Here is a 25,043-nt window from a genome sequence, read left to right as displayed (position 1 = left end):
AGAGTGGAAGAGGTTGGTGCGCTTGGGAATTCGTCGTTTCATCGAACGGTTGACGGGGCGTGGTGCCACTGGCGACGACATATCGGAAAAGCGGCAGCGGAACAGGCGAGCGGCCCGTGAAATCGCCTCGCTGCGCCGCGCGAACGAACGTTCGCGACCGCGGGAGGGCAACCCGTACGGAGATGCGGGCACTCGGGGAATTCAAAGCTGAAACCGGCAGCTGCGGTTGGCCCATGGTCGTCGCAGGGTGGGTGCGGATCGGATGTGCGGATGCGGCGCACCTACGATTCCTGTGCCGGGCGTTCCCGGCTGCCGGATGTTGTCGCTGACTATCGGGAGTGGGTGTCGCCGGATGGGATTGGCCGGATCGGCGCGAGTGACGGCCCGGGTGCTGGTCGCCGTCACCGCCGCCACGCTGGCGGTGTCATGTGCCAACGGTGACGGCGAGTCGACGATCACCGTCGGCGCCGGAGATTCGGCGCAGTCGGAGGTCGTCGCCGAAATCTATGCTCAGGCGCTCGCGCGCACCGGCACGCGAACGACGGTGAAAAAGCATCTCGGACAGCGTGCGGACTATCTGGCGGCGCTGGACGCGGGCACGATCACGCTGGTGGGCGACACCAGTGGTGATCTCCTCACCACCTTCGACTCCTCGTCCTCGGCGACCGCCCCGGATCGGGCGACGGCCGCGAGCGTCGCGGAGCATCATGAGCCCGGCCCGCCGATCGATATGACCGCGGGGACGCCGGTGACTCTCGAGGCGCGCCATATCGGCTCGGTCGCCGATGATCTGAGCCGGGCCGTGCCGGAGGGTCTGGCGGTGTCCGATTTCGCCGACGCCACCGATCTGCGGCCGCAGCTCGCACTCGGCGCCACCGCGGCAGCGCGCTATCCGGCGAATGCGGCCGACCTCGCACAGCATTGCGGTGAACTGACCGTGGGCATCGCCGGCGGGCGCGAACTCGACCCGCTCCGGACGCCGCCGGACCCGCAGCGCGATGTGCTGACGCCGCTGCGCACCGTGTACGGCTGCGATATCACCCACCACGTCGACTTCCCCGGTGACGGCGAACTGCGAAAGGCATTGCGCGACGGAGCAGTCGACGCGGGCGTGTTCACCTCGGCCGTCGCACTACTCCCGGGCGGCCCCGGTGACCCGGCCGTCGGCACCGACCCGGCCGTCGGCACCGACCCGGCCGTCGTCACCGATCCGGCGTACGCCTTCCGCGCCCAGAACATCGTCCCGCTGCTGCGTCAGGGCGCCCTGGACCAGCGGCAGATCAAGAAACTCGATTACGTAGCCGGCGAGCTCACCACCGCCGACCTCGCGACCATGGTCCGCCGCGTCCGTGACGAACACGCCCCGGCGGCCGACCTCGCCCGCATGTGGCTCGACGAACACGCCCTCTGAGCACCCCGCTCATCCGCCGTTCCCGCCCATCGTCCATGATCAGGTTCGATACGGAGTCGGGCGTACAGTGCGAATAGATCACCTGAGCGGGGGTCCGCATGGTCCTGGTCATCGCGTTGGGAGTGCTGGCCGCATTCTTGTTCGCCGCGGCCGGATATCTGCAACAGCGCGCGGCGCGCACCGTGGTCGCCGAACAACCCCGGGCGGCCCGGGTCTTCGGTATGACCACACTCATGCAGCGTCTGCTGCGCAGCGGCACCTGGCTGCGCGGCTGGATCACCAACCTCGCGGGCTTCTTCACCCAGGCGGTCGCGCTGCATCTGGGCTCGGTGGCCGCCGTGCAACCGCTGATGTCGACTCAGCTGCTGTTCGCGGTCCCGCTCGAGGCGTTCGGACGCCGGCGTCGCCCGCGTGGCCGCGACATCTGGTTCGCGCTGCTGGTCTGCGCCGGCCTGGGCGTGCTGTTCGGCGTCGGCGGTGTGGCGCCGCTGGCGGGAGATCCGGATCGCGGCCGGGTGCTACTGGCCACCTTCTCCGCCGCGGGTCTGGTGGCACTGCTGGCCCTGATCAGCATCCGCTGCCCGATCTGGGTGGCCGCGAACCTCGTGGCGGTGGCCGCCGGCGTCTGTTTCGCGATGAGCGCCGTCTTCATGAAGTTGACCACCGAGGATCTGGTCTACCGCGGCATCCCCGCTACCGCCACCGACTGGCCCGGCTATCTGCTCGCCGTTTCCACGCTCAGCGGGCTGGTGCTGGAACAGACCGCCTTCGCCGCCGGGCCGCTGCCCTGGGCGATCGCGGCCATGAGCGTGACGAATCCGATCGTCAGTTACGTGGTCGGCGTGCTGGCCTTCAAAGTCGTGCCGCCGCACACCCCCGGAGCGCTGGCCGGAGTCGCGGTCGCCGGAGCACTGATCGCGGCCGGGATCGGCGGACTCGCGCATTCGCCGCTGGCCCGCGCCTTCTATGCCGGTAACAAGGAGATAACCGACGAATCGCCCAGCCTGATGTCGTAAAAGCTTGCGACGCATGTGTTATGACGGTTGTGTGGGCAATCCGTCGCGTCCGGTGCTGTGGCGGGACTGTGTGGCCGGGCTCGCGGTATTCGGGCTGTACCTCGCGGTCGACGCCCTGCACACCCCGGCCCGCCGCGAACTGGCCGACCGCAACGCCCACCGCATCTTCGATCTCGAACAGTGGCTCGCGATCGACGTCGAGCGCCCGCTCAACAGCTGGCTGGAGTCACAGGCGCTGCTCGCGACCCTGGCCAACTACGAATACGCCTTCACCTACATCGTCAGTGCGTTCGCGCTGCTGTTCTGGCTGTATTTTCGCCGCCGCGCCGAATACGCCCGCGCCCGCGACTCGTTTCTGCTGCTGAACATCCTGGCCATCGCCTGTTTCGCGCTCTGCCCTGTCACCCCGCCGCGACTGCTGCCCGAACTGGGCTTCACCGATACCGTCGTCGCCGGCCACACGTGGGGGTCCTGGGGTTCGTCCCTGGTGTCGGGGGCGAATCAGCTCGCGGCGGTCCCCTCGCTGCACGTCGGCTGGGCGCTGTGGGTGAGTGTGGTGCTGGCCCGGGTCTCCGGCGGGTGGATCGTGCAGGTGCTCAGCGCGCTGCACGTCGGGCTGACCACCTACGTGATCGTCGCGACCGCCAATCACTTCATCCTCGACGCGGTGATCGCGGTGGCCTTCGTCGCGGCGAGTATCCAGCTGGTCGACCGCTGGTACGCGCGAGCGCCGGTGGTGCCGCCCGCCGACGCGTTCTTCCTCCACATCGAGAAGACCGGCATTCCGCAGCAGGTGGGCGGCATGGTCGTGTTCCGGCCGCGGGCCGACGGCGGACCCGATCTCGCCGCGGTGCGGGAACTGGTCCAGGGCGAGCTGGCACATCTGCCGCGCTTCCAGCAGCGTCTGGACCAGCCGGGGCGGTGGCGCCGGGCACGCTGGGTGGACAGTCCGGTCGACTGGGACTGGCACGTCACCGAGCGCACGATTCCCGGCACCGATCCGGAGGCCCTCGGCGAACCGGATGGTCTCGAGGTGGGGTCCGGGGCGGCCCTCAGCGCAGTGCTCACCACCGGTATCGCCGTCGGGCCGGCAGCGGCCAACGGGGAGTCCGTGGAATCACGTGGTGCGGTGGCGGCCGAAGCGACCATGACACCGGGCGCGGTGGTGCGGCGGGTGGACGAAATCAGCCGGGTGGTCACGGATCTCGCCGCCGAGGTGCTGCCCAAGGATCGGCCGCTGTGGCGACTCGTCCTGGTGCGCGACCCGGAGGCGGGCGCGATCGGCGTGGTCCTGCTGCTGCATCACGTGGTCGCCGACGGTATCGGCACGGTGGTGCAGGCCCTGCGCCTGCTGCGCCCGACCATCGATCTGCCGGTGGCCGAGCGTAAGCCGCCGAGCTGGGGGACCACCGTCGCCGGCACCGCGGCCGGTCTGGCGCAACTGGCCGCCGATGCCCAGCCGAAGGGAACGCTGCCCGACGACTGCGTGCGACGCGTGTTCACCGTCTGTTCGCTGGACCTGGAAACCGTTCGGGCCGTGGCCCGTTCGCATCGCGCCCGGGTGACCGACGTACTGCTGAGCATCACCGTCACGGCGCTGCAGCGTCTTCGCCCCGATCTGGGGGAGCGGTTGGGCGGGCAGATCCGGGTGGCGGTGCCGTTGATGGTGCGCGACCCGATGTCGGGGGCGGAGGGCAATTCGACCGCCGCCGTGATGATCGACATTCCGCTGACGGCGGCGACCCCGGCGCAGCGTCTTTCCGAGATCCGCACCCGCAGCGACCGGCTGCATTCCGGAACCCGCGCGCTCGCCTCGCATTTCGTGATGGATCGGGTGCTCAGGCTGCTCCCCGAACCGGCCGTCGGGGCCTTCGCGCGGTCGGTGTACGGCGGGCGGTTCTTCCACGCCATCGTCTCCAACATGGCCGGTCCCGAACTGGCGATGACCTTCGCGAACATGCCGATCACCCGGGTGTTTCCGATCCTGCCGTCGGCTCCGGGAGTTCCGCTGGTCGCCGGGGTGCTGAGCTGGAACGGCGCATTGGGGATCGGCCTCTCGGTGGATCCGGCGCTGCTCGACGCGCGGGCGGTCGCCGCCGAGTTGCCCGATGTGCTGGCCGAACTCGCCGATACCACGTTCGTGTCCGATAAGCGTCCGTAGCCCGGTTCCGGCGAGTAGTCTTCGAGCGAGTTGATCACCGAGCCTACCGTCGCCGAGGGAGGCCGCCTCATGTTCGAACGCGGGATAGTGGCGAAAATGTCTGCGGCATGCGCGCTTACCGCGCTGGTGACCGCCGCTGCCGCCTGCGGCAGCGATGACTCCGGCAGCAAATCCACCGAATCGTCGAGTAGCGGCACGCCGACGGTGACCCAGGCGGTGACCCGGAACTTCGAGCGCTTCTTCGACGGATCCACCTCCGCCGACGAGAAGGTCGCGCTGCTGGAGAACGGGCCCGCGTTCGCCGCCGCGATCGAGGCACAGGCCGATTCGCCGATGGCGAAATCCGCCTCGGCCAAGGTCACCAATGTCGCCAGCACCAGCACCGACCACGCCGACGTCACCTTCGACGTGCTGTTCAACGGCACACCGGCGCTGTCCGGTCAGCAGGGCGGCGCGGTGCAGATCGAGGGCACCTGGAAGGTGACGGCCGCGACCTTCTGCGCCCTGCTCACGCTGGAGGGCGCGGCCCCGCCGGTCTGCGGTGCGACCTCGGGGACCCCGGCACCCAGTACGACGCCGGCACCGGGTGCGACAACGGCGGCGCCGGGCGGGCCCACCATCCTTCCTGTGCCGACCAGTTGAGGTCGCGATGACGTCGCCGGATCGCCCTGGGCCGGCCGCCCGGCATTCCGAATCGGGAGCCGGGGCCGAATCCGCCGCGCCGGATACCGGCCCTGCCGTGAGCGCTCGCGCCGAGACCGCAGCGGCGATGGGATCCATTGCGGCGCAACCGGTATCGTCCGGCACGAAGCGGCCCTATGTGGCGCTCGCGGTGGTCACGGCCGTCCTGTTCGTCACCTTCCTCGACACCACGATCGTCAGCGTCGTCCTCGGTGATATCCAGTCCGACGTCCATGCCGGTGTGGTGTCGCTGCAATGGGTGGTGAACGCCTACACCCTGGTGTTCGCGAGTCTGATGCTCACCGCCGGCACCCTCGGCGACCGGTGGGGCCGCAAACGCGTCATGGTCGGCGGGCTGGTGGTGTTCGCCGTCGGCTCGGTGTTGTCCGCGGTGGCCGGAAGTGTGTCGATCCTGATCGCCGGGCGGGCGGTCATGGGCGTGGGTGCGGCGGCCTCCGAACCGGGCACCCTGTCGGTGATCCGGCACATCTTCCCCGATCGCGGCGCCCGCGCGAAGGCACTGGGTGCGTGGGCGGCGGTCTCCGGATTGGCGCTGGCGCTGGGGCCGGTGATCGGCGGGCTGCTGGTCGGGGCGTTCGGCTGGCGCTCGATCTTCTGGTTCAACCTGATCGTCGGCGTCATCGTGCTGGCGGCGGCGCTGAAATTCGTGCCGGAAAGCGCCGATCCGCAGCCGGGCCCGGTCGATTGGGCCGGATTCGTCCTGGGCGCAACGTTTCTCGGCTGCGTGATCTACGCGGCCATCTCCGGTGAGCAGGTGGGCTATTCGGCCGCCTCGGTGATCACGCTGTTCGTGATCGGCGGGATGGCCTTCGTCGCCTTCCTGGTGGTCGAGTCGCGCGCGCGCAATCCGATGTTCGACTTCCGCTACCTGGAGCGCCCGCTGGTGCGCAGTGCGCTGGTGGTGGCGTTCGCGGTCTACTTCGGCATCTTCTCGATCTTCTTCTTCACCGCGCTGTATCTGCAAGAGGTGCTGGACTATTCGGGGTGGCGAACCGCCGCGGTATTCGGCCCGATGGCCGTGGCGATCATCGCCGGCTCGCTGATCTCCGGATTCTGGGTGGCGCTGCGCGGCTCCCGCACGCCGATGATCGCCGGCTGTGTGCTCGGTGCGGCGGGCATTCTGCTCACGCGTCAGTTCCTCGGCGTCACAGTCGAATTCACGCCGCTGGCGCTGGCCCTGATGCTGGCCGGCCTCGGGTTCGGTATCGCGGTGGTGCCGCTGACCTCGGCCGTGCTGTCCGGCGTTCCGGCCGAACATTCCGGTATGGCGGCCGCCGCCACCAACACCATGCGCCAGGTCGGGGCGGTGGTCGGTGTGGCCGTCCTGGGTTCGCTGGTCAATTCCTTCCTGAATTCGGACCTGCGGGATCGGTTGCGGCAGATCGGCGTGCCGGCGAATTTCCAGGCCATCGTCATCGACGCCATCGAGACCGGCAACGTCCCGGCCGGGGGTGACGCGGCGGCCTCGGCCGCCTACGGACCGATCGTGAACCGGGTCATCCACGCGACCTACGAGGCCTTCCATCGTGGACTCGAGGTGGCGCTGCTGGTGTCGGCGATCATGATTCTGATCGCCGCCGTGGTCACCGCACTATGGCTACCGCGGCGCGGCGACCGCGCCGGATACGTGCACGAGGACTGAGGTCATGCGGGCAGCACGCTGCTGAGGTCATGCAGGCAGCACGCTGCTGAGGTCATGCGGGCAGCACGCTGCCGTCGGCCGAACCGGCCAGCCATTCGGTGAGCACGGGATGCATGGCGAGTGCGGGCAGCGCGCCGACCAGGGTGTCGATCAACTCGGTGCGGCCGATCTGCTCCTCGCGCAACCAGATCAGGGTCGTCTCCTCGACGAACGCGATCCAGCCCCGAAACACCAGGCGAAGTCGCGGGAGTTCGGGGTCGTCGGCGGCCAGCGGTGTTTCGGCGAGGATGCGATCGACCATGGCATCGCGGGTGGCGTCGGCCAGCGCCATCAGTTCGGGGCTGCCGCTGGCGGGGCCGCGGAGCAGGCCCTGGTAGGAGATCCGGTTCTCGCTGACGTACTCGACGTAGCGTTCGACCGCGTCGCGCAGCATGCTGAACAGGTCGAGGCTGCGGTCGGGCATGGTGCGAGCGAGTAGTTCCTCGTTGGCGCGGCGCACGATGGCGCGCTGGAAATCCTGCTTCGACGCGAAGTAGTGGAAGAGCAGGCCGCGGGAGATGCCCGCCTGCCGGGCGATCTCCCCGATGGAGATGTCCTCCAGCGTGCGGTCGCGCAGCATTTTCACGCCCAGGGACACGAGCTGTTCGCGCCGTTCGCCCGGGCTCAGCCGCACCCGTTTGGTGCCGGGACCGTTGTCACTCACGGTTGCCATCCTACTGAACGGTAGTCAATACTGTTGACTCCTGCTCAATAGGATCGTAGGGTTGGGTACATGAGTCGTAGGGTTACAGACAACGGCCGTAGCGACGCGCTCGGAGGCGGTAGCTTGCGTGACCACGGAGAGCGCGGCGAAGGCCGTGATGGGCGGAGCCGCAGTATGGCGGCGGCGCGTCATGTGCATACGTTGATCGTCGGCAGTGGATTCTCGGGCCTGGGCCTGGCCATCCGGTTGAGCCAGCAGGGTCGCGACGACTACCTGGTGCTCGAGCGTGGCAACGATGTCGGCGGTACCTGGCGCGACAACACCTATCCCGGCGCCGCCTGCGATGTGCCGTCGCAGCTGTACTCCTACTCGTTCGCGCTCAATCCGAACTGGTCGCGCTCGTTCTCCAAGCAGCCGGAGATCCAGTCCTACATCCAGGGCGTGGCCGATCGTCACGGCGTGCGGGACAAGCACATCTTCGACTGCGAGATGACCGGCGCCCGGTGGAACGAGGAGCAGGCCCGCTGGGAGGTGCAGACCAGCCAGGGCGCGTTCACCGCCGACATCCTGGTCTCCGCCGTCGGCGCGCTGTGCGAGCCGAACCTTCCGGATATCAAGGGCATCAACGGTTTCCAGGGCCGCATCTTCCACTCCGCGCGCTGGGATCACGACGCGGATCTGACCGGCAAGCGGGTCGCGGTGATCGGCACCGGCGCCTCGGCCATCCAGATCGTGCCGTCGATCGCGCCGAAGGTGGCCCATCTCGACGTCTACCAGCGCACCGCCCCGTGGCTGCTGCCACGGATCGACCGTCCGTACACCCTGCCCGAGCGGCTGGCCTTCAAATACGTTCCGGGCGTGCAGAAGTTGTCACGTGCCGCCATCTACGCCGCCCGCGAAACGCAGGTCGTCGGCCTGGCGAAATTCCCGCCGGCCATGCTCGCGCTGGAAGGCCTCGCCCGGCTGAAGCTGCGGCTCGAGGTGCCGGACGCGCAGCTGCGCGAGAAGGTCACGCCGAACTTCCGCATCGGCTGCAAGCGCATGCTGATCTCCAACGAGTACTACCCGGCGCTCGGGCGCGACAATGTCGACGTGGTCACCGACGGCATCCGCGAGATCCGCGCGAATTCGATCGTCACCGCCGACGGCACCGAACGCGAGATCGACGCCCTCATCGTGGCGACCGGATTCCACGTCACCGATTCGCCGGTGTACGAGACGATCGCCGGCCGCGACGGACGCACGCTCACCGAACTGTTCGACGAGATCGGGCAGCAGGGCTACAAGGGCGCCGCGATCCACAACTTCCCGAACATGTTCTTCCTGCTCGGCCCGAACGTCGGCCTCGGCCACACCTCGATGGTGTACATGATCGAATCGCAGATCAACTACATCGCCGACGCGATCGCCACCTTCGACCAGCGCGGCCTGCGTACGGTCGAGGTGCGAAAAGATGTGCAGGACACCTACAACCGCGACCTGCAGGACCGCATGTCCAACAGCGTCTGGCTCAACGGTGGTTGTGCCAGCTGGTATCTGGACAAGCACGGCAACAACACCACGCTGTGGCCCGATTTCACCTTCCGCTTCCGCAAGCTGACGGAGAAGTTCGACGTCGCGGCATACGACACGACCCGATCGACCGACGGGGCCGCGCGGCCCGATCTGAAAGTGGTAGCAGCACAGTGAGCAATGACGCTTATTTCACCGGCAAAGTATGTGTGATCACGGGCGCCGGCTCGGGTATCGGCCGCGCGCTGGCCGAGAATCTGGCCCGCCGCGGTGCGAAACTCGCACTCTCCGATATCGACACCGAAGGACTGGCCGAAACCGTCCGCCGCGTCGAGGCGCTGGGTGCGCAGGTGAAGTCCGATCGGCTGAACGTGGCCGAGCGGGAAGCCGTGCTGCTCTACGCCGACGAGGTGAAGAAGCACTTCGGCGTGGTGCACCAGATCTACAACAACGCCGGCATCGCCTTCCACGGCGAGGTGGTCGACTCCCAGTTCAAGGACATCGAGCGCATCATGGATGTCGATTTCTGGGGCGTCGTCAACGGCACCAAGGCGTTCCTGCCCGCCATCATCGAATCCGGTGACGGCCACGTGATCAACGTGTCCAGTCTGTTCGGCCTGATCGCGGTGCCGGGCCAGAGTGCTTACAACGCGGCCAAATTCGCGGTGCGCGGCTTCACCGAATCGCTGCGCCAGGAGATGCTGGCGCGTAAGCATCCGGTCAAGGTCACCTGTGTCCATCCCGGCGGTATCAAGACCGCCGTGGCGCGCAACGCCACCTACGCCGAGGGAATCGACGCCCAGAAGTTCTCCTCGTTCTTCGACAAGCAGCTCGCCCTGCACACCCCGGAGATGGCCGCGCAGACCATCACCGAGGCCGTGCGCAAGGGTCACGGCCGCGTGCTGATCGGCTGGGAGGCGAAGGCGCTCGATCTGTTCGTGCGCACCACCGCGTCCTACTACCAGCGCATCGCGAACGTCGTCAACAGCCGGTTCCTGCCCTGATTCGCCGCGGGAATTCACTGTGATGCCTGGTTTTTCGAAATCCGTGGCCCTGCCGCTGCCCGTCGCGCGGGCCGTCCTCGGGCCGATGTTCCGGTTCGCCATGCACAGCCGGCTGCCGTGGGCGGCGCAGCGCCACCTGCTCGACGCCGGTTCGGTGCTGCAGACGCTGCCCGCCGGTACCCGGGTGCATCGGATGCGGCTCGGTGGCCGTCCCGCCGAGCGGGTGACCGCCGGTGCGGCCGACGGCCCGGGTGCGGTGCTGTACCTGCACGGTGGTGGATACACCATCGGGTCGCCGGCCACCCATCGGTCACTGGCGGCGCATCTGTCGCGCGAGATCGGTTGTCCCGTCTACGTTCCGGACTACCGGCTGGCGCCGGAACATCCGTATCCGGCCGCGCTCGACGACGCCGAGGCGGCCTTCCTGGAGCTGGTGTCCACCGGGCTCGCGCCGCAGCAGATCGCGGTCGCGGGGGACTCCGCCGGCGGCGGGCTGTCGCTCGCGCTGGCGTTGCGCCTGCGTGACCGGCACGGAATGCGGCCCGCCGCACTGGGTTTGATCGCTCCGTGGGCCGACCCGAACGAGTTGCCGGCTCGCGAGCGCGACCTGGTGGTCAACAAGGCGTGGTCGCGATTGTGCGCCGCCGCCTATCTGGGCGACGGCGATCCGCTGGATCCGGGTTACGCGCCGCTGCTCGGATCGCTGGGCGGGCTGCCCGCGACCTATGTCCAGGTCGACGAGGGCGAGTTGCTGCATTCGCAGTGCGTGCGCCTGGCGGCCGCGCTGCGGGCAGCGGAGGTGCCGGTGCAGTTCTCGGTGACGCGCGGGCTCTGGCACGTCTCGCAGCTGCAGGCGTCGCTGGTGGCGCCGGCCGCGCTCGCCGCGCGCGAACTGGCAGGATTCCTCGGTCAATCGCTGCAACCAGCGCAAACCGGATCCATAGGATAGAAGCCGTAGGACAGGTTCCGCCCGGCCGCATCCGCGTCGAAATACTCGACCGGGCGGCCGGGCGGAGCCTGCCGTTGCGGCTGGCGTAAATTACTGGCGAGTAGACCACGTGGAAGGGCACCGATGCGAGAGTTCGAAGTCCCGGCTACCTACACCATCCCCGAAGACGCCAATATGTCCGATGGCGCCTTCCGGCACGCCGAGCGCACGCCCGGCCTGGTGGTGTTCAACAGGCCGGACGGCAAGGGCGGGTGGACAGATGTCACCGCCGCGGAGTTCGCGAAACACGTCACCGCGGTGGCCAAAGGACTGATCGCCTCCGGCATCGAACTCGGCGACCGGGTCGCCATCCTGGCCTCCACCCGGTACGAGTGGGTCGTGCTGGACTTCGCCATCTGGGCGGCCGGCGGCTGCACCGTCGCGATCTTCGACAGCTCCTCGGCCGAGCAGGCGCGCTGGATCCTGTCGGATTCGGGCACCAAGCTGATCGTGGTCGAGAACGCCCGGCACCGGGCCACCATCGCCGAGATCGAGGACGGCCTGCCCGAACTGGGCGAGCCGCTGGTGATCGACGACGGCGCGATCGACACCCTGGTCGCCCGGGGCAAGGATCTCGGCGACGAGGCCGTGCACGAGCGGCGCAAGCAGGTCAAGGCGGCCTCGCCGGCCTCGCTGATCTACACCTCCGGCACCACCGGCCGGCCCAAGGGCGTCATGCTCTCGCATGCCAACCTCTACGCCGAATCGGCCGCCGACCGTGCCGCGATGCCGCAGTTCCTCAAGCCCGGTCATCGCTCGCTGCTGTTCCTGCCGCTGGCCCACGTCTTCGCCCGCGCGGTCGCGCTGGCGGCCTTCGACGCCGGGGTCACCGTCGCGCACACGGCCGACTGGTCGACGCTGGTCGAGCAGTTCGGTGAGTACAAGCCGGACTTCATCCTCTCGGTGCCGCGCGTGTTCGAGAAGGTGTTCAACGGCGCGAAGCAGAAGGCGCACGACGGCGGCAAGGGCAAGATCTTCGATCTGGCCGCCGACACCGCGGTGGAGTACAGCCAGGCGCTCGACAACGGCGGCCCGGGCCTCGTGCTCAAACTCAAGCACACCGTGTTCGACAAGCTGGTCTACGGCAAACTGCGCGAGGCCATGGGCGGGCGCTGCAAGTCCGCCGTCTCCGGCGGCGGCCCCCTCGGCGCGCGGCTGGGTCACTTCTTCCGCGGCATCGGCGTCACGATCTACGAGGGCTACGGCCTGACCGAGAGCACCGCCGCTGTTTCGGTGAACACCCCCGATCACCTGAAGGTCGGCTCGGTGGGCCGCCCGCTCGGCGGCCACGCCGCGAAGGTGGCCGAGGACGGCGAGCTGCTGCTGCGCGGCCCGGTCGTGTTCGCCGGCTACTGGAACAACCCGGCCGCCACCGAGGACGCCTTCGCCGACGGCTGGTTCAAGACCGGCGATCTCGGCGCCATCGACGAGCAGGGCTTCATCACGATCACCGGCCGCAAGAAGGAAATCATCGTCACCGCCGGCGGCAAGAACGTCTCCCCGGCGATGCTCGAGGACTCTCTGCGCTCGCATCCGCTGATCAGCCAGGTGATGGTGGTCGGTGACGGCAAGCCGTTCGTCGGCGCGCTGATCACCCTCGACCCGGAGGCGCTGCCGGGCTGGAAGACCCGCAACAACGTGCCCGAGGACACCCCGATCGAGAAGCTGATCGAGCTGCCCGAACTGACCGCCGAGATCGACAAGGCGGTCAAGGACACCAACAAGCTGGTCTCCCACGCCGAGGCGATCAAGAAGACCCGCATCCTGCCGGTCGACTGGACCGAGGAGAGCGGTGAGCTGACGCCGAAGATGTCGCTCAAGCGCAATGTGGTGATGAAGAACTACGCGACCGAGGTCGAGGCGATCTACGGCTGAGCCCGCTCGTACGCCCGGACGGCCCGTCTTCTTCCGGAAGGCGGGCCGTCCGCGTTCGTGACGTGCGACGATATGCGCGATCGACCCCGATGATTTTTCCCGGCTGTCGCCGTCTCATCTGTGGGGCAGTGGCCGCCGGCCGCAGGCCCGTATCCATTCCGGAGGAGGCAATCGTGAAGTCGGCTACCGCATATCTGATGTTCGACGGGGATGCCGAGGAGGCATTCACCTTCTATCAGTCGATCCTGGGCGGGGAACTGCAGATGGTCCGCTATCGCGATATGGGTGACGGCGGTGGCGGGAGCCTGCCCGAGGAGGTGGGCAAGCGCATCGCCAACGCCGCGCTGACCTGGCGCGAGGATCAGCTGCTCATGGGCTCGGACTGTCCGCCAGACCAGAAGCTCAACCACGACAACGTCCCGTTCAGCGTCTGCCTGGATGTGGACGACGAATCCGAGGCCGCCCGGATCTTCACCGGGCTGTCCGCGGGGGGCCAGGTCACCATGCCGCTGGGCAAGACCGAGTGGGCGCAGCAGTTCGGCATGGTCACCGACAAATATTCGGTGCCGTGGATGGTCAATCTGTACGGCGGCGAATAGGTTTCGGTACCGCGTCGATGGCAGGGAGCTAGCTGTACGGGCTGGGCTCGCCGGCGCGAGCCCACGCCTTCTCGGCTTCGCTGCCGGCCTCCGGCGGGAACAGTCCGGCGATCATCCACAGGTCGCGCGGGGATTCGTAGGTGTGGAACTCCCAGTGCAGTCCCCGCGCGCCGGTGTACGGCTCCATGACCGCATTGAGCCGTTGTGTCGATCGTTTACGCATGTCCGGATCGTCCAGATGCCGGGCCAGGTGTTCCACGACGACGCGCACGGTATCGGCCGACGGTTTCCCGCCGACGAAGAACGACGTCTCCTCGACCTCCTCGAACAACACGACGACGTAGAACGCCGGCAGGCCGAATCCGGTGTACAGGGCGGTGACATCCCGCGCGAAATCTGCCTTGTCCTGGTCGGAGTAGGTGTTCGCGGGATGGTAGACGTGCCACAGCGGCATGGCGATATTCCTTCGGAAGATGGTGGGCGAGAACGGATTCAGCGAGGGATGGCCAGCGCGAGGCCCTCGACGGGGCCGGACAGTGCCGCCTTCACCCCGCGCGTGACATCGTCGACCAGTACTTCGGTATCGCCGCGCAGCACGCCGTCGAAGACGGCCTCGGCCACCACGTGCGGCGCGAGCTTGTCACCCGGCAGACGCCGGACCATTTCGGTATCGGCGAATCCGAGATGGACGCCGACCACCTGGGTGCGCTGTGCGGCCAGCTCCAGCCGCAGCGAATTGGTCAGCGACCACAGTGCCGCCTTGGACGCACCGTAGGCCGCCGCACCCGCCGCCCACGACAGCACCGAATGGATGTCGATCAGGACGCCGCCGCCGTTGTCCGCCAGAATCGGCGCGAACGCCTGGGTCACCCGCAGCGGGCCGAAGACGTTGGTGTCGAACGTGGTGACGATATCGGCCATATCGGCGGTCAGCAGCGGCGCCGGGAGGAGGACGCCCGCATTGTTGACGACGATCTCGACGTCGCGGGCCCGGCGTGCCGCGGCGGCCACCGAATCGGCGTCGGTGACGTCCAGGGCGAGGGGCTCGACGCGGGCGTCGTCGGCCGCCTTCGGGGCGCGGGCGGTGGTGTAGACCTTGGCCGCGCCGCGCCTGAGCAGCTCGTCGGTGAACGCCTTGCCGAGCCCTCGTTGCCCACCGGTCACCAATGCGACCGCGCCGTCGATTCCGGCCATCTCTCGTCCTTTCGGATCGTTCGGGGCGACCGCTCACCCTCTGGATAACGATCTCGTTAGTTAGATGACAGCACAGCTGGCTGGGTAACGCAAGCGTTAGGTAACATGGGGGTCGTGTCGATGATGTTCGAGCCGCGGCTGAGCGACCGGGACGCCTGGTCGATCGGCGACCGATGTTCGGCCGGACGGGTGCTCGAGTTGCTCAGCACCCGGACGGTATTCCTCGTTGTCCGCGAATGCTTCTACGGCACAACACGATTCGAGGACTTCACGACTCGGGTCGGCACCTCGGCGCCGGCGGTGTCGCGAGCTCTCAAACAGCTCGAATCGGCGGGCATCGTGGTACGGGTGCCGTATCGGGAACCCGGGCGGCGCGAACGCGCGGAATACCGCCTGACCGCGGCCGGTGAGGACCTGCTGCCGGTATTCCTGTCACTGATGCAGTGGGGGGACAAATATCTGCAGGACGGGAAGCCGCCGCTGTCGTTCGTCGACCGGGAATCCGGAGCGGTGGTGGGGGTGCGGGTCACGCCTGAGCAGGTACCGGACAAGAAGGCCCGTGAGATCGAAATTCGACTGAACTCGTCGGGACGGAAGCGCCCTTCGCCGGCCGCGGACTGAGAACCGGCGGCCCATACGCGAACCCCGCCGCATCCTCACCGGAATGTCGGCGGGGCCGGATGTCGTCGGCGCCGGGTCAGCCCACGGGCCCCTGGGCGAGCGACGCTTGACCGGATTCGCTCTGTCCGGAGCGGTCGACCCAGGTGAGGGTGACGGTGTCGCCAGGGTGGTGCTGATCCATCGTATTGGTCATGGTGGTCGCCGAATCGATGCTGTGACCGTCCAAGCCCGTGATCACATCGCCCGGAGCCAGACCCGCGGACTGTGCCGGACCGCCGCTCACGATATTGCGGACCAGCGCGCCGGACCCGTTGGCATCGCTCATCGTGATACCGAGGAACGCCGAATCGCCGATGTGCACGCGGTCCGAACTCTTGCCGGCCTGGATCTGCGCGGCGATCGTCTTCGCCTTGTCGATCGGAATCGCGAAGCCCTGACCGCCGCCCGCGCCGAGCTGGAATCCTTGTGACGCAGCGGTATTCACACCGATCACCTGGCCGGAGGTGTTGATGAGCGGACCGCCGGAATCGCCGGGCTGGATATTCGCGGCGACCTGAATGAGCCCGGTCAGCTGTTCGGAGGCGCCGGCCGATTCGTCACTGGCGGTGATGGAACGGTCCAACGCGGTGACGCGTCCGGCGGCGGCGGTCGGGGAGCCGGTGCCGCCCGCGTTGCCGACACCCACGATGGCATCGCCGACCTTCACCTGGTCCGAATCGCCGAGCGGCGCCGTCTGCAGCCCGGAGGCGCCCTTCAACTTCACCACGGCCAGATCGTCCTGCCGGTCGAATCCGGCGACGCTGCCGCTGTAGGTGCGGCCGTTGCCCAGATCGGTGACCGAGATGTCGGTGGCGCCCTCCACGACATGGTTGTTGGTGAGGATCGTGCCGTCGGAGCCCAGCACGATGCCGGTTCCGGCGCCCGCGCCGTTCTGCATGCCGAGTTCGGTATCGATCACGACGATGCCCGGCACCACCGCGTTCGCCGCCTGTTCCAGCGCCGTGGACTGCGGTTGCGAATCGACCGGCTGCACCACCGAACCCTGGCCGTGGCCGAACGGGGCCGCCTGGTTGGGGCCGTGCGCATCGATGCGGGATCCGACCAGGGCGATCGCCAGCGCCACTACCGCCACCAGGGCCGCCACCGCGCCGAAGGTCAGGCCGTGCCGAGGCGTGCGTCCGGGCGGCGAGTACTGCGGGTGCGGCTGACCCGGATACGGCGGCTGCCCCGGATACCCGTGCGGGCCGTACGCCCCCGACCGTGGTTCGTACGGTCCGGGCTGGTGCGGCCGATTGCCCTCGTTCGGATACACGCTCATCACGTCCTGTTCGGTCACATCCTGTGTGTCGTCGGACCCGGCCCCGACGCGTTCGGATCCTCTCTCAATTAAGCGCGCGATTCCTGAGAAGGGGCTGGGTGCTTGCCGTGGAACCGCCGACATGGGCTGAATCACTCGTGCGCGATTCGGTGCAGGGGCGCAGGTCGGCGCGCCGTCTCTTCTCGCGGGTACCGATTCCACGCACAGTCCTACCGCCGGGGCGCGTGCCGTGGGTGCTGGACTGCCCAGCGTGGCGCCTGGCGGTAGGCGCGTCCGCGCTTCTCGTGGCGGGCCGGAGTGCCGAGATCCGCAGTACGCTCGCGATTATGGCCGGATCGGGACTGCGCGCGGCCTGCGGGATCGTCTCCGCGGGGCTGGCGCTGGGTGTCGCGGAATTGGTGTCCGTCCCGGTGGGAGCTGGGAGCGCGCCGTTGGCGGCGATCGGAGCGACGGTGGTCGACCACACGCCCGACGGGGTGCGGGAATGGGCGATCGGCACCTTCGGCACGAACGACAAGATGATGCTCTACCTGCTGATGGGCGTGGTGGCGCTGATCGTCGCGGCGCTCGTCGGGGTGATCGAGCGAACCGCGCGGCCGATCGGGTCGGCGGTGCTCGGGCTGTTCGGGATCGGCGCGGCATGGGCTGCGCTCGAACGCCCGGCCGCCAACTGGACCTGGGCGTTGCCGTCGGTCATCGGGGTGGCGCTGGCAATCGTGGCGCTGCGGTGGCTGATTCGGCGCTACGAGGCGGCCGGTGCGCCGGCGATGGCGCGGGGTGGTGCCGGTGCAAGGGCAGCCGCTCCAGATCCGACGAAAGCCATTGCGGCGCAGGATGACCGCACGCGCGCGGCGGAGATTCGGATCGAAGGCGGGGCGGCCGGTTCGGGCTCGGGTGGTGGTGCCGGCGGGGATGGGAGTGCCGGGGCCGGTGCGGAAGACTCGGCCGGGGGCGGTGATCACCCCGAGGGGATGCCGGGGCGCTCCCATGGAGAGGATGCTCCCCTGAGTGCGCGCGGCGCTGCCTGGCCTCGTGTGGTGAAAACCGACGTGGCGCAGCTCGATCGGCGGCACATGATCCGCGGGATCGCCGGGGTCGGGTTGCTGGCGGTCGCGGCCGGAATCGCCGGGCGCGTACTCGGGGCGAGCGCGCGCAGTGTGGCGGGCGAGCGTGCCGCGGTGCGGCTGCCCCCGCCGAATGTGCCTGTGCCGCCGGTGGATCCGGCCGCCGATCTGCGGATACCGGGACTGGCGCCGTATCTCACCCCGAATTCCGACTTCTACCGGATCGATACCGCGCTGACTGTTCCGCAGGTCAGCAAACAGACCTGGTCACTGCGTATCCACGGCATGGTGGATCGCGAAATCCTGCTCGACTACGCGGATCTGGCGCGCAGGCCGTCGGTGGAACGGTTGGTGACGCTGACCTGCGTATCGAATCCGGTCGGTGGCGATCTGATCGGTAACGCGAGCTGGCTGGGCTATCGGCTCGACGAGTTGATCGCCGAGGCCGGCCCGCATCCCGACGCCGATATGGTCTTGTCCCGCAGTGCCGACGGCTTCACCGCCGGAAGTCCGCTCGCCGCCCTCACCGATGGGCGCGACGCGCTGCTGGCGGTCGGCATGAACGGTGAGCCGCTGCCCGTCGAACACGGATATCCGGCCCGGCTGGTCGTGCCCGGCCTCTACGGTTACGTCTCGGCCACCAAATGGGTCACCGACCTCGAGATCACGAGATTCGATCGCGCCCAGGCCTATTGGACGCGGCGCGGCTGGTCCGAACGCGGGCCGATCAAAACCGGCACCCGCATCGACACCCCGCGCGGCGCCGTCCGGGCCGGGAAGGTGACGATCGCCGGTGTGGCCTGGGCGCAACACCGCGGCATCGACGCCGTCGAGGTCCAGATCGACAACGGCCCATGGCAGCCCGCCCGCCTGGCCGCCGAACCGTCGGTCGACACGTGGCGGCAATGGAGTTACGACTGGGATGCCACGGCGGGCACGCACACCGTCCGCGCCCGTGCCACCGACGGCACCGCAACGGTGCAGACCGCGGAGGTCGCCGATGTCATCCCGGACGGGGCGAGCGGTTATCCGTCCCGGACGATCCGCGTCGGATAGACCTGCCCCAGCGGAGATCCGAGCCTGACCGAAATGCGACGAGGCCCGCGCGGTGATCACCGCGCGGGCCTCGTTGTCATACGAAGCGGATTGCCGGCCGCCGGCTCAGCCGGGGATACCGGCCTTCTCCCGTTCCGAACCCGCCTCGGCCTCCTGCTTCTTCGCCGAGCTGCCGACGAACAGGGCCGAAGCCACCACACCGATCAGCAGGATCGCGCCGGGCAGGATCATCGCCTGACCCAGGGCCGTGCTGAACTTGTCGATGATCTGCTCGGGGATATGGCCCATTCCGGTGCCGCCGCCCTCACCGAACTGTCCGCTGCCCAGGCCCTGAGCGGACATGCGGGCCGAGACCAGCGCGCTGATCGCGGCGCTACCGAGTACCGAACCGACCTGCCGGGTGGTGTTGTAGACACCCGCACCGGCGCCGGCCTGGTGGATCGGCAGGTTGCGGGTGGCGGTCGACGCCAGCGGCGCCCAGATGCAGGAGTTCGACAAACCGGCGAAGCCCGCGACCACCAGGAACAGCACGATCGAGCTGTCCGGCTTCATCAGTGCCGCGAAGCCGAAGACGGTCAGCGCGAATCCCAGGAAACCGATGGTGGGCAGAATCCGGGGCGGCATCCGGTCGGAGATCTTGCCGATGAACGGCGCGGTCAGACCGGTGACGATCGCCATCGGCGCGAAGACCAGCGCGGCGCGGGTCGGGGTGTATTCGCGCACGGCCTCCAGGTAGAAGTACGCCGGCACCATGAGCGAGGTGACCGCGGCCCCCATCGCGGCGATCGCGATGCTCGACATCGAGAAGTTGCGGTCGCGGAACAGGCTCAGCGGAACCAGCGGCTCGTCCTTGTTGCGCGCCTGGTTCACCACGAACAGACCCAGCACCACCAGTCCGGCGATGATCATCGTCCAGATCCAGGCGTCCCAGTCCCGGGTATTGCCCTCTTGAATGCCGAAGACCAGCAGGAACATGCCGACACCGCTGAGCGCCACGCCCACGAAGTCGAACTTGTGCTGGTGGGTCTCCAGGTTCGGAACCAGCCACACCGCCAAGGCGAACGCGACCACGCCGATCGGCACGTTGATGTAGAAGATCCAGTTCCAGCCCTGCCAGTCGACCAGCACGCCGCCGAGGATCGGGCCGACCAGTGTCGCGAGGCCGGCGACGCCGCCCCACAGCCCCATCGCCGCGCCGCGCTTGTCCGGCGGGAAGGTGCGGGTGATGACGGCCATGGTCTGCGGCGTCATCAACGCCGCGCCCAGGCCCTGCACCGCGCGAGCGGCGATCAGCATCTCCACATTGGCCGAGACCGCGCACCACAGCGAGGCCAGGGTGAAGACCGCGAGACCTGCCAGGTAGATGTTCTTCGGGCCGAAACGGTCACCGAGGCGGCCGGTGACCAGCAGCGGCACCGCGTAGGTGAGCAGATAGGCGCTGGTCACCCAGATGACTTTGTTGATGTCGGTATGCAGATCCTGCATGATCGCCGGATTGGCCACCGCGACGATGGTCATATCCAGCAGGATCATGAAGAACCCGACGACCAGCGCGGTCAGCGCCAGCCACGGATTTCTTTGCGATGTCATAGATTTCGTTCCTGTTCCCGGCATCGATCGACTACGACGACCGATGGGTGGTTCGTATGAAGGTCTCGGGGCGCGCCACGTACCCGCGCCCGATCAGTGCTCGGCAGTGGTCGCACCGCCTTTCCGCAGCTCGGCGAGTACGTCGTCGGTCAGAGCCGCACCCCAGTCGTGGCCGAGGTCGCCGGTCTCCTCGGGGCAACGGGTTCCGCCCTCGTCGAATTCCAGCCACGGCAGCGAACCGTCGCGCAACTCCTCGATGAGACCGCGCAGCCAGGTGACTTCGTGCCGCGCCAGCCCCACCAGATAGTCGATGACCATCCAGTACCGCCGGGGTACCTCGCGAGAGCGCGCCCACTCCCGGATGGCGTCGAGTTCGGTGATGTCGTTGTCCAGCCAGCCGATCCGCTCGGTGATCAGGGCGATCACCTCGTCGGCCGGAAGATTGTGTGCCTCCGCCAGGCCGATGGGGAAGATCGGATACTCCCGAATCGGCTGACGGACGATATCGGCGATGCGGGTGCGCAGCGCCGCGGTACCCGCTTCGGTGATGCGGTAGGTGGTGCGTTCCGGCCGGTTGCCCGAACGCTCGGTACCCTCCGCCTGGACCAGTCCTTGTTCGGCCAGCCGGGTCACCGTGTGATAGAGCGAGCCGGGGCGAATCTTGAGCAGATTGTCCTTCCGGCGCTTGAGTAGCAGTTGATACATCTCGTACGGATGCATGCGGTCTTCTTCCAGCAGCGCCAGTACCGAGATCGCCAATGGCGTCAACGTGGCACCCGGCTGCTTGGACATCGGTCTCGACTCCCTTCGTCACTGCCGCCGCAGACTACGCGGACGGCCCGACATGCTCCGTCTCAAATATTCCACGCCGAATATACGACGCGGAAGTGAGCTGGCGCAAGGTGGTTCCACTCATGACGACGATCGAGCGCGCCCGAATGTGACACCAGAACGGCATCGGAAACGACGAACGCCGGACCGGACCGCTCGGCGGAGCGATCCGGCCCGGCGTCCGGGCGATACGACCTATTCGGTGGGGGCGAACGCCTCGTCGACGATCTCCTGCTGCTCCACCGCGTGCACCTTCGACGAACCCGAGGACGGGGCCGACATGGCACGGCGGGAGATGCGGCGCAGCTTGTTGAACCGGTCCGGCAGGATCTCCGGCAGGTTCAACCCGAAGAACGGCCAGGCGCCCTGGTTGGCCGGCTCCTCCTGGACCCACGCCAGATCCGTGGCGTTGGGGTAGGTCGCGAGCTTCTCGTTGAGCCGGTAGGACGGGATCGGGTACAGCTGTTCGATGCGCACGATCGCGACGTCGTCACGGTTCTTCTTGGCCTTCTCGGCGACCAGCTCGTAGTAGAGCTTGCCGCTGGTCAGCAGGATCCGCTTGACCTTCGACCGGTCGCCGTCGCCGCTCTCGTAGGTCGGCTCCTCGAGCACCGAGCGGAACTTCGCGTCGGTGAAGTCCTCGACATTGGAGACGACGGCCTTGTTGCGCAGCATCGACTTCGGGGTGAAGACGATCAGCGGACGGCGGATGCCGTCGAGCGCATGCCGGCGCAGCAGGTGGAAGTAGTTCGACGGAGTGGAGGGCACCGCGACCGTCATCGAACCCTCGGCGCACAGCTGCAGGAACCGCTCGATGCGGCCCGAGGTGTGGTCGGGACCCTGACCCTCGTGACCGTGCGGCAGCAGCAGCACGACCTCCGACAGCTGACCCCACTTGGCCTCACCGGAGGAGATGAACTCGTCGATGATCGACTGCGCGCCGTTGACGAAGTCACCGAACTGCGCCTCCCACAGCACCAGCGCGTCCGGGTTGCCCAGCGAGTAGCCGTACTCGAAACCGACCGCGGCGAACTCGCTCAGCGCCGAGTCGTGCACCGCGAACCAGCCCGGATTCTCGCTGCCGATGTTGTGCAGCGGGGTGTACTCCGCACCGGTCTTGCGGTCGATGATCACCGAATGCCGCTGGGTGAAGGTGCCGCGCCGGGAGTCCTGACCGGTCAACCGCACCGCGCGACCCTCGTCGATCAGCGTGCCGAAGGCCAGCAGTTCGGCGAAGGCCCAGTCGATCTTGCCCTCGTAGGCCATTTCGCGACGGCGCTCCAGCACCGGCTTCACACGCGGATGCACGTTGAAGCCGTCCGGCACACCCAGGAAGGCGTCACCGATGCGCTGCAGAACCGATTTGTCGACCGCGGTGACCACTGTGCCCGGCACGGTCTGCTCCTCCTCGACCGATTCGCTCGGCTCCGGCGGATACTTCTCCAGCTCGCGGACCTCGTTGAACACCCGCTCCAGCTGGCCCTGGTAGTCGCGCAGGGCGTCCTCGGCCTCTTTCATCGAGATGTCGCCGCGGCCGATCAGAGCCTCGGTGTAGGACTTGCGGACGCTGCGCTTGGTGTCGATGACGTCGTACATGTACGGCTGGGTCATCGACGGGTCGTCGCCCTCGTTGTGGCCGCGACGGCGGTAGCAGATGAGGTCGATGACCACATCCTTGTGGAACTTCTCGCGGAAGTCGGTCGCCAGGCGCGCCACCCAGGTGCAGGCCTCGGGATCGTCGCCGTTGACGTGGAAGATCGGCGCGCCGATCGACTTGGCGATATCGGTCGAGTACTCGGTGGAGCGGCTGTTCTCCGGTGCGGTGGTGAAGCCGATCTGGTTGTTCACCACGATGTGCACCGTGCCGCCGACGCGGTAGCCGCGCAGGCCCGACATGTTCAGCGTCTCGGCGACCACACCCTGGCCGGCGAAGGCCGCGTCACCGTGCAGCATCAGCGGCACGACCGAGAAGGTGCGCGCCTCCTCGCCCTTGGTGACCAGGTCTTCCTTGGTGAGCAGATCCTGCTTCGCGCGGACCAGGCCCTCCAGCACGGGGTCGACGGCCTCGAGGTGCGACGGGTTGGCCGTCAGCGACACCTCGATGTCGTTGTCACCGAACATCTGGATGTAGGTGCCGTGCGCGCCGAGGTGGTACTTCACATCGCCCGAGCCGTGGGTGGCGGCCGGGTTCATGTTGCCCTCGAACTCGGTGAAGATCTGCGAGTACGGCTTGCCGACGATATTGGCCAGCACGTTCAGGCGGCCGCGGTGCGGCATGCCGATGACGACCTCGTCGAGCCCGTGCTCGGCGCACTGGTCGATGACGGCGTCCATCATCGGGATGGTCGACTCGGCGCCCTCCAGCGAGAAGCGCTTCTGGCCGACGTATTTGGTCTGCAGGAAGGTCTCGAACGCCTCCGCCGCGTTCAGCCGCGACAGAATGTACTTCTGCTGGGCGACGGTCGGCTTCTCGTGCTTCTGCTCGACCCGGTCCTGAATCCATTGCAGCTGTTCGGTTTCCAGGATGTGGGTGTACTCCACGCCGACGTGGCGGCAGTACGCGTCGCGCAGCACCGAGAGCACGTCGCGCAGCTTCATCCGCTCCTGACCGTGGAAGCCCGCGACGTTGAATTCGCGGTCGAGGTCCCACAGGGTCAGGCCGTGCTGGGTGACGTCGAGGTCGGGGTGGCTGCGGAACTTGTCCTTGACCAGCCGCAGCGGGTCGGTGTCGGCCATCAGGTGGCCGCGGCTGCGGTAGGCCGCGATCAGCTCCTGGACGCGCACGCTCTTGTCGACGCCGCGCTCTTTGATGTCCTTGCGCCAGCGCACCGGCTCGTAGGGCACACCCATGCCGTGGAAGATCTCGTCGAAGAATTCGTCGGAGATCAGCAGGTTGTGGATGGTGCGCAGGAAATCACCCGACTCCGCGCCCTGGATGATGCGGTGGTCGTAGGTGGAGGTCAGCGTCATCAGCTTGCCGATACCGATCTCGGCGAGCTGCTGATCGCTCATGCCCTGGAATTCGGCCGGGTACTCCATGGCCCCCGCGCCGATGATCGCGCCCTGGCCGGGCATCAGCCGCGGCACCGAGTGGTTGGTGCCGATGGTGCCCGGGTTGGTCAGCGAGATGGTGACGCCGGTGAAGTCCTCGGTGGTGAGCTTGCCGTCGCGCGCCCGGCGCACGATGTCCTCGTAGGCGCTGTGGAACTGCGCGAACGACATCGTCTCGGTGTTCTTGATCGCCGCGACGACGAGGGTGCGGCTGCCGTCCTTGCCCGGCAGGTCGATCGCCAGGCCGAGGTTGGTGTGCGCGGGGGTGACCGAGTTCGGCTTGCCGTCGACCTCGGCGAAGTGGCGGTTCATATTCGGGAACGCCTTGACCGCCTGGACGATCGCGTAGCCGAGCAGATGGGTGAACGAGATCTTGCCACCGCGGGTACGGGCCAGATGGTTGTTGATGACCAGACGGTTGTCGATCATCAGCTTCGCCGGAATGGCGCGCACGCTGGTCGCGGTCGGGATGGTCAGCGACGACGACATGTTCTTGACGATCGCCGCGGCCGGGCCGCGCAGCACCTTCGACTCGTCGGCGGACGGTTCGGCCGGAGCGGTCTTGGTGGGGGCGGCATTGGAGGTCGGCGCCGGAGTGGTGCTGGCCTGCGGCTTGCTGCCGCGAGCCTGCGGCGGGGCGGCGGCGGCCGATGCGGCGGCGGTGGCCTTCGGTGTGGCCGGAGCCGATGCGGCAGGTGCGGCAGG

19 protein-coding genes are annotated in these 25,043 nt (G+C 67.9%); 12 read left to right on the top strand and 7 right to left on the bottom strand.

Going from position 1 to position 25,043, the window contains the following annotated elements; genetic code table 11:
* Positions 1–352: 352 nt before the first annotated feature.
* From NK1_RS14815 to NK1_RS14795, 5 genes are all read left to right on the top strand, one after another.
* Positions 353–1,411 carry a glycine betaine ABC transporter substrate-binding protein gene (locus NK1_RS14815; protein WP_063009098.1) on the top strand — a complete coding sequence of 353 codons (1,059 nt, stop codon included), beginning with the start codon at positions 353–355 and terminating at the stop codon, positions 1,409–1,411.
* A gap of 98 nt (positions 1,412–1,509) precedes the next feature.
* On the top strand, positions 1,510–2,427 hold the full coding sequence (locus tag NK1_RS14810) for a DMT family transporter (protein ID WP_063009097.1): 918 nt from the start codon (positions 1,510–1,512) through the stop codon (positions 2,425–2,427).
* Positions 2,428–2,458: 31 nt separating this feature from the next.
* The gene (locus NK1_RS14805; RefSeq protein ID WP_063009096.1) at positions 2,459–4,588 is read left to right on the top strand and encodes a bifunctional phosphatase PAP2/O-acyltransferase family protein; all 2,130 of its coding nucleotides are present in this window, start codon (positions 2,459–2,461) and stop codon (positions 4,586–4,588) included.
* Positions 4,589–4,684: 96 nt separating this feature from the next.
* The gene (locus tag NK1_RS14800) at positions 4,685–5,230 is read left to right on the top strand and encodes an MTB12 C-terminal domain-containing protein (RefSeq protein ID WP_063009095.1); all 546 of its coding nucleotides are present in this window, start codon (positions 4,685–4,687) and stop codon (positions 5,228–5,230) included.
* A gap of 97 nt (positions 5,231–5,327) precedes the next feature.
* The gene (locus NK1_RS14795) at positions 5,328–6,932 is read left to right on the top strand and encodes an MFS transporter (protein WP_063009178.1); all 1,605 of its coding nucleotides are present in this window, start codon (positions 5,328–5,330) and stop codon (positions 6,930–6,932) included.
* A 52-nt stretch (positions 6,933–6,984) separates the two neighbouring features.
* Here NK1_RS14795 and NK1_RS14790 read toward each other — a convergent pair whose 3' ends face one another.
* Positions 6,985–7,644, bottom strand: a complete 660-nt coding sequence (locus tag NK1_RS14790; RefSeq protein WP_063009094.1) for a TetR/AcrR family transcriptional regulator — start codon at positions 7,642–7,644, stop codon at positions 6,985–6,987.
* A gap of 165 nt (positions 7,645–7,809) precedes the next feature.
* On the opposite strand from NK1_RS14790, the gene NK1_RS14785 reads away from it, so the two are divergent.
* The 5 genes from NK1_RS14785 (at position 7,810) to NK1_RS14765 (ending at position 13,613) form a co-directional block, all read left to right on the top strand.
* Positions 7,810–9,324: a flavin-containing monooxygenase gene (locus tag NK1_RS14785; protein WP_063009093.1), complete on the top strand. Its 1,515-nt coding sequence runs from the start codon at positions 7,810–7,812 to the stop codon at positions 9,322–9,324.
* Positions 9,321–10,151: an SDR family NAD(P)-dependent oxidoreductase gene (locus NK1_RS14780; protein ID WP_036504721.1), complete on the top strand. Its 831-nt coding sequence runs from the start codon at positions 9,321–9,323 to the stop codon at positions 10,149–10,151. The genes NK1_RS14785 and NK1_RS14780 overlap by 4 nt, the downstream gene beginning before the upstream one ends.
* 22 nt (positions 10,152–10,173) lie before the next feature.
* A complete protein-coding gene (locus NK1_RS14775) occupies positions 10,174–11,100 on the top strand; it encodes an alpha/beta hydrolase (protein ID WP_063009092.1) in 927 nt (308 codons plus the stop codon).
* A gap of 123 nt (positions 11,101–11,223) precedes the next feature.
* Complete coding sequence (locus NK1_RS14770) at positions 11,224–13,014, top strand: AMP-dependent synthetase/ligase (RefSeq protein ID WP_063009091.1); 1,791 nt, start codon at positions 11,224–11,226, stop codon at positions 13,012–13,014.
* Between the two features lie 173 nt (positions 13,015–13,187).
* Positions 13,188–13,613, top strand: a complete 426-nt coding sequence (locus NK1_RS14765; protein WP_218023119.1) for a VOC family protein — start codon at positions 13,188–13,190, stop codon at positions 13,611–13,613.
* A gap of 28 nt (positions 13,614–13,641) precedes the next feature.
* Here NK1_RS14765 and NK1_RS14760 read toward each other — a convergent pair whose 3' ends face one another.
* Together NK1_RS14760 and NK1_RS14755 are read right to left on the bottom strand one after the other, a co-directional pair.
* Complete coding sequence (locus NK1_RS14760) at positions 13,642–14,067, bottom strand: tautomerase family protein (protein WP_063009089.1); 426 nt, start codon at positions 14,065–14,067, stop codon at positions 13,642–13,644.
* A 38-nt stretch (positions 14,068–14,105) separates the two neighbouring features.
* On the bottom strand, positions 14,106–14,807 hold the full coding sequence (locus NK1_RS14755; RefSeq protein WP_063009088.1) for an SDR family oxidoreductase: 702 nt from the start codon (positions 14,805–14,807) through the stop codon (positions 14,106–14,108).
* Positions 14,808–14,927: 120 nt separating this feature from the next.
* Here NK1_RS14755 and NK1_RS14750 point away from each other — a divergent pair, with 120 nt between their 5' ends.
* Positions 14,928–15,428 carry a winged helix-turn-helix transcriptional regulator gene (locus NK1_RS14750; RefSeq protein ID WP_063009177.1) on the top strand — a complete coding sequence of 167 codons (501 nt, stop codon included), beginning with the start codon at positions 14,928–14,930 and terminating at the stop codon, positions 15,426–15,428.
* A 76-nt stretch (positions 15,429–15,504) separates the two neighbouring features.
* Here NK1_RS14750 and NK1_RS14745 read toward each other — a convergent pair whose 3' ends face one another.
* Entirely contained in the window at positions 15,505–16,764 is a 1,260-nt protein-coding gene (locus tag NK1_RS14745) for a S1C family serine protease (protein ID WP_245660507.1), read from the bottom strand.
* A 308-nt stretch (positions 16,765–17,072) separates the two neighbouring features.
* Between NK1_RS14745 and NK1_RS14740 the strand changes: the two genes are divergently transcribed.
* Complete coding sequence (locus tag NK1_RS14740) at positions 17,073–18,866, top strand: molybdopterin-dependent oxidoreductase (RefSeq protein WP_063009173.1); 1,794 nt, start codon at positions 17,073–17,075, stop codon at positions 18,864–18,866.
* Positions 18,867–18,971: 105 nt separating this feature from the next.
* Here the strand turns inward: NK1_RS14740 and NK1_RS14735 are convergent, their stop codons facing one another.
* The 3 genes from NK1_RS14735 to NK1_RS14725 form a co-directional block, all read right to left on the bottom strand.
* Positions 18,972–20,456 (bottom strand): DHA2 family efflux MFS transporter permease subunit, encoded by a 1,485-nt coding sequence (locus NK1_RS14735; protein WP_063009087.1) that lies wholly within the window; start codon positions 20,454–20,456, stop codon positions 18,972–18,974.
* A 93-nt stretch (positions 20,457–20,549) separates the two neighbouring features.
* The gene (locus NK1_RS14730) at positions 20,550–21,248 is read right to left on the bottom strand and encodes a PadR family transcriptional regulator (RefSeq protein ID WP_063009086.1); all 699 of its coding nucleotides are present in this window, start codon (positions 21,246–21,248) and stop codon (positions 20,550–20,552) included.
* Positions 21,249–21,482: 234 nt separating this feature from the next.
* The coding region (locus NK1_RS14725; protein WP_063009085.1) for a multifunctional oxoglutarate decarboxylase/oxoglutarate dehydrogenase thiamine pyrophosphate-binding subunit/dihydrolipoyllysine-residue succinyltransferase subunit at positions 21,483–25,043 on the bottom strand (3,561 nt) is incomplete at its 5' end.

The sequence above is a fragment of the Nocardia kruczakiae NBRC 101016 genome (genome assembly GCF_001612965.1).
Taxonomy (GTDB): domain Bacteria; phylum Actinomycetota; class Actinomycetes; order Mycobacteriales; family Mycobacteriaceae; genus Nocardia; species Nocardia kruczakiae.
Note: the sequence above shows the minus strand (reverse complement) of the source record. Positions and strands in the feature narration are given on the sequence as shown.

What these genes read in the sequence shown, in the direction of transcription:
- NK1_RS14815 (WP_063009098.1), top strand. Translation starts at nt 353, where the DNA reads ATGGGATTGGCCGGATCGGCGCGAGTGACGGCCCGGGTGCTGGTCGCC.
- NK1_RS14810 (WP_063009097.1), top strand. Translation starts at nt 1,510, where the DNA reads ATGGTCCTGGTCATCGCGTTGGGAGTGCTGGCCGCATTCTTGTTCGCC.
- NK1_RS14800 (WP_063009095.1), top strand. Translation starts at nt 4,685, where the DNA reads ATGTCTGCGGCATGCGCGCTTACCGCGCTGGTGACCGCCGCTGCCGCC.
- NK1_RS14790 (WP_063009094.1), bottom strand. Translation starts at nt 7,644, where the DNA reads ATGGCAACCGTGAGTGACAACGGTCCCGGCACCAAACGGGTGCGGCTG.
- NK1_RS14785 (WP_063009093.1), top strand. Translation starts at nt 7,810, where the DNA reads ATGGCGGCGGCGCGTCATGTGCATACGTTGATCGTCGGCAGTGGATTC.
- NK1_RS14775 (WP_063009092.1), top strand. Translation starts at nt 10,174, where the DNA reads ATGCCTGGTTTTTCGAAATCCGTGGCCCTGCCGCTGCCCGTCGCGCGG.
- NK1_RS14770 (WP_063009091.1), top strand. Translation starts at nt 11,224, where the DNA reads ATGCGAGAGTTCGAAGTCCCGGCTACCTACACCATCCCCGAAGACGCC.
- NK1_RS14760 (WP_063009089.1), bottom strand. Translation starts at nt 14,067, where the DNA reads ATGCCGCTGTGGCACGTCTACCATCCCGCGAACACCTACTCCGACCAG.
- NK1_RS14755 (WP_063009088.1), bottom strand. Translation starts at nt 14,807, where the DNA reads ATGGCCGGAATCGACGGCGCGGTCGCATTGGTGACCGGTGGGCAACGA.
- NK1_RS14750 (WP_063009177.1), top strand. Translation starts at nt 14,928, where the DNA reads ATGATGTTCGAGCCGCGGCTGAGCGACCGGGACGCCTGGTCGATCGGC.
- NK1_RS14740 (WP_063009173.1), top strand. Translation starts at nt 17,073, where the DNA reads ATGGCCGGATCGGGACTGCGCGCGGCCTGCGGGATCGTCTCCGCGGGG.
- NK1_RS14735 (WP_063009087.1), bottom strand. Translation starts at nt 20,456, where the DNA reads ATGACATCGCAAAGAAATCCGTGGCTGGCGCTGACCGCGCTGGTCGTC.
- NK1_RS14730 (WP_063009086.1), bottom strand. Translation starts at nt 21,248, where the DNA reads ATGTCCAAGCAGCCGGGTGCCACGTTGACGCCATTGGCGATCTCGGTA.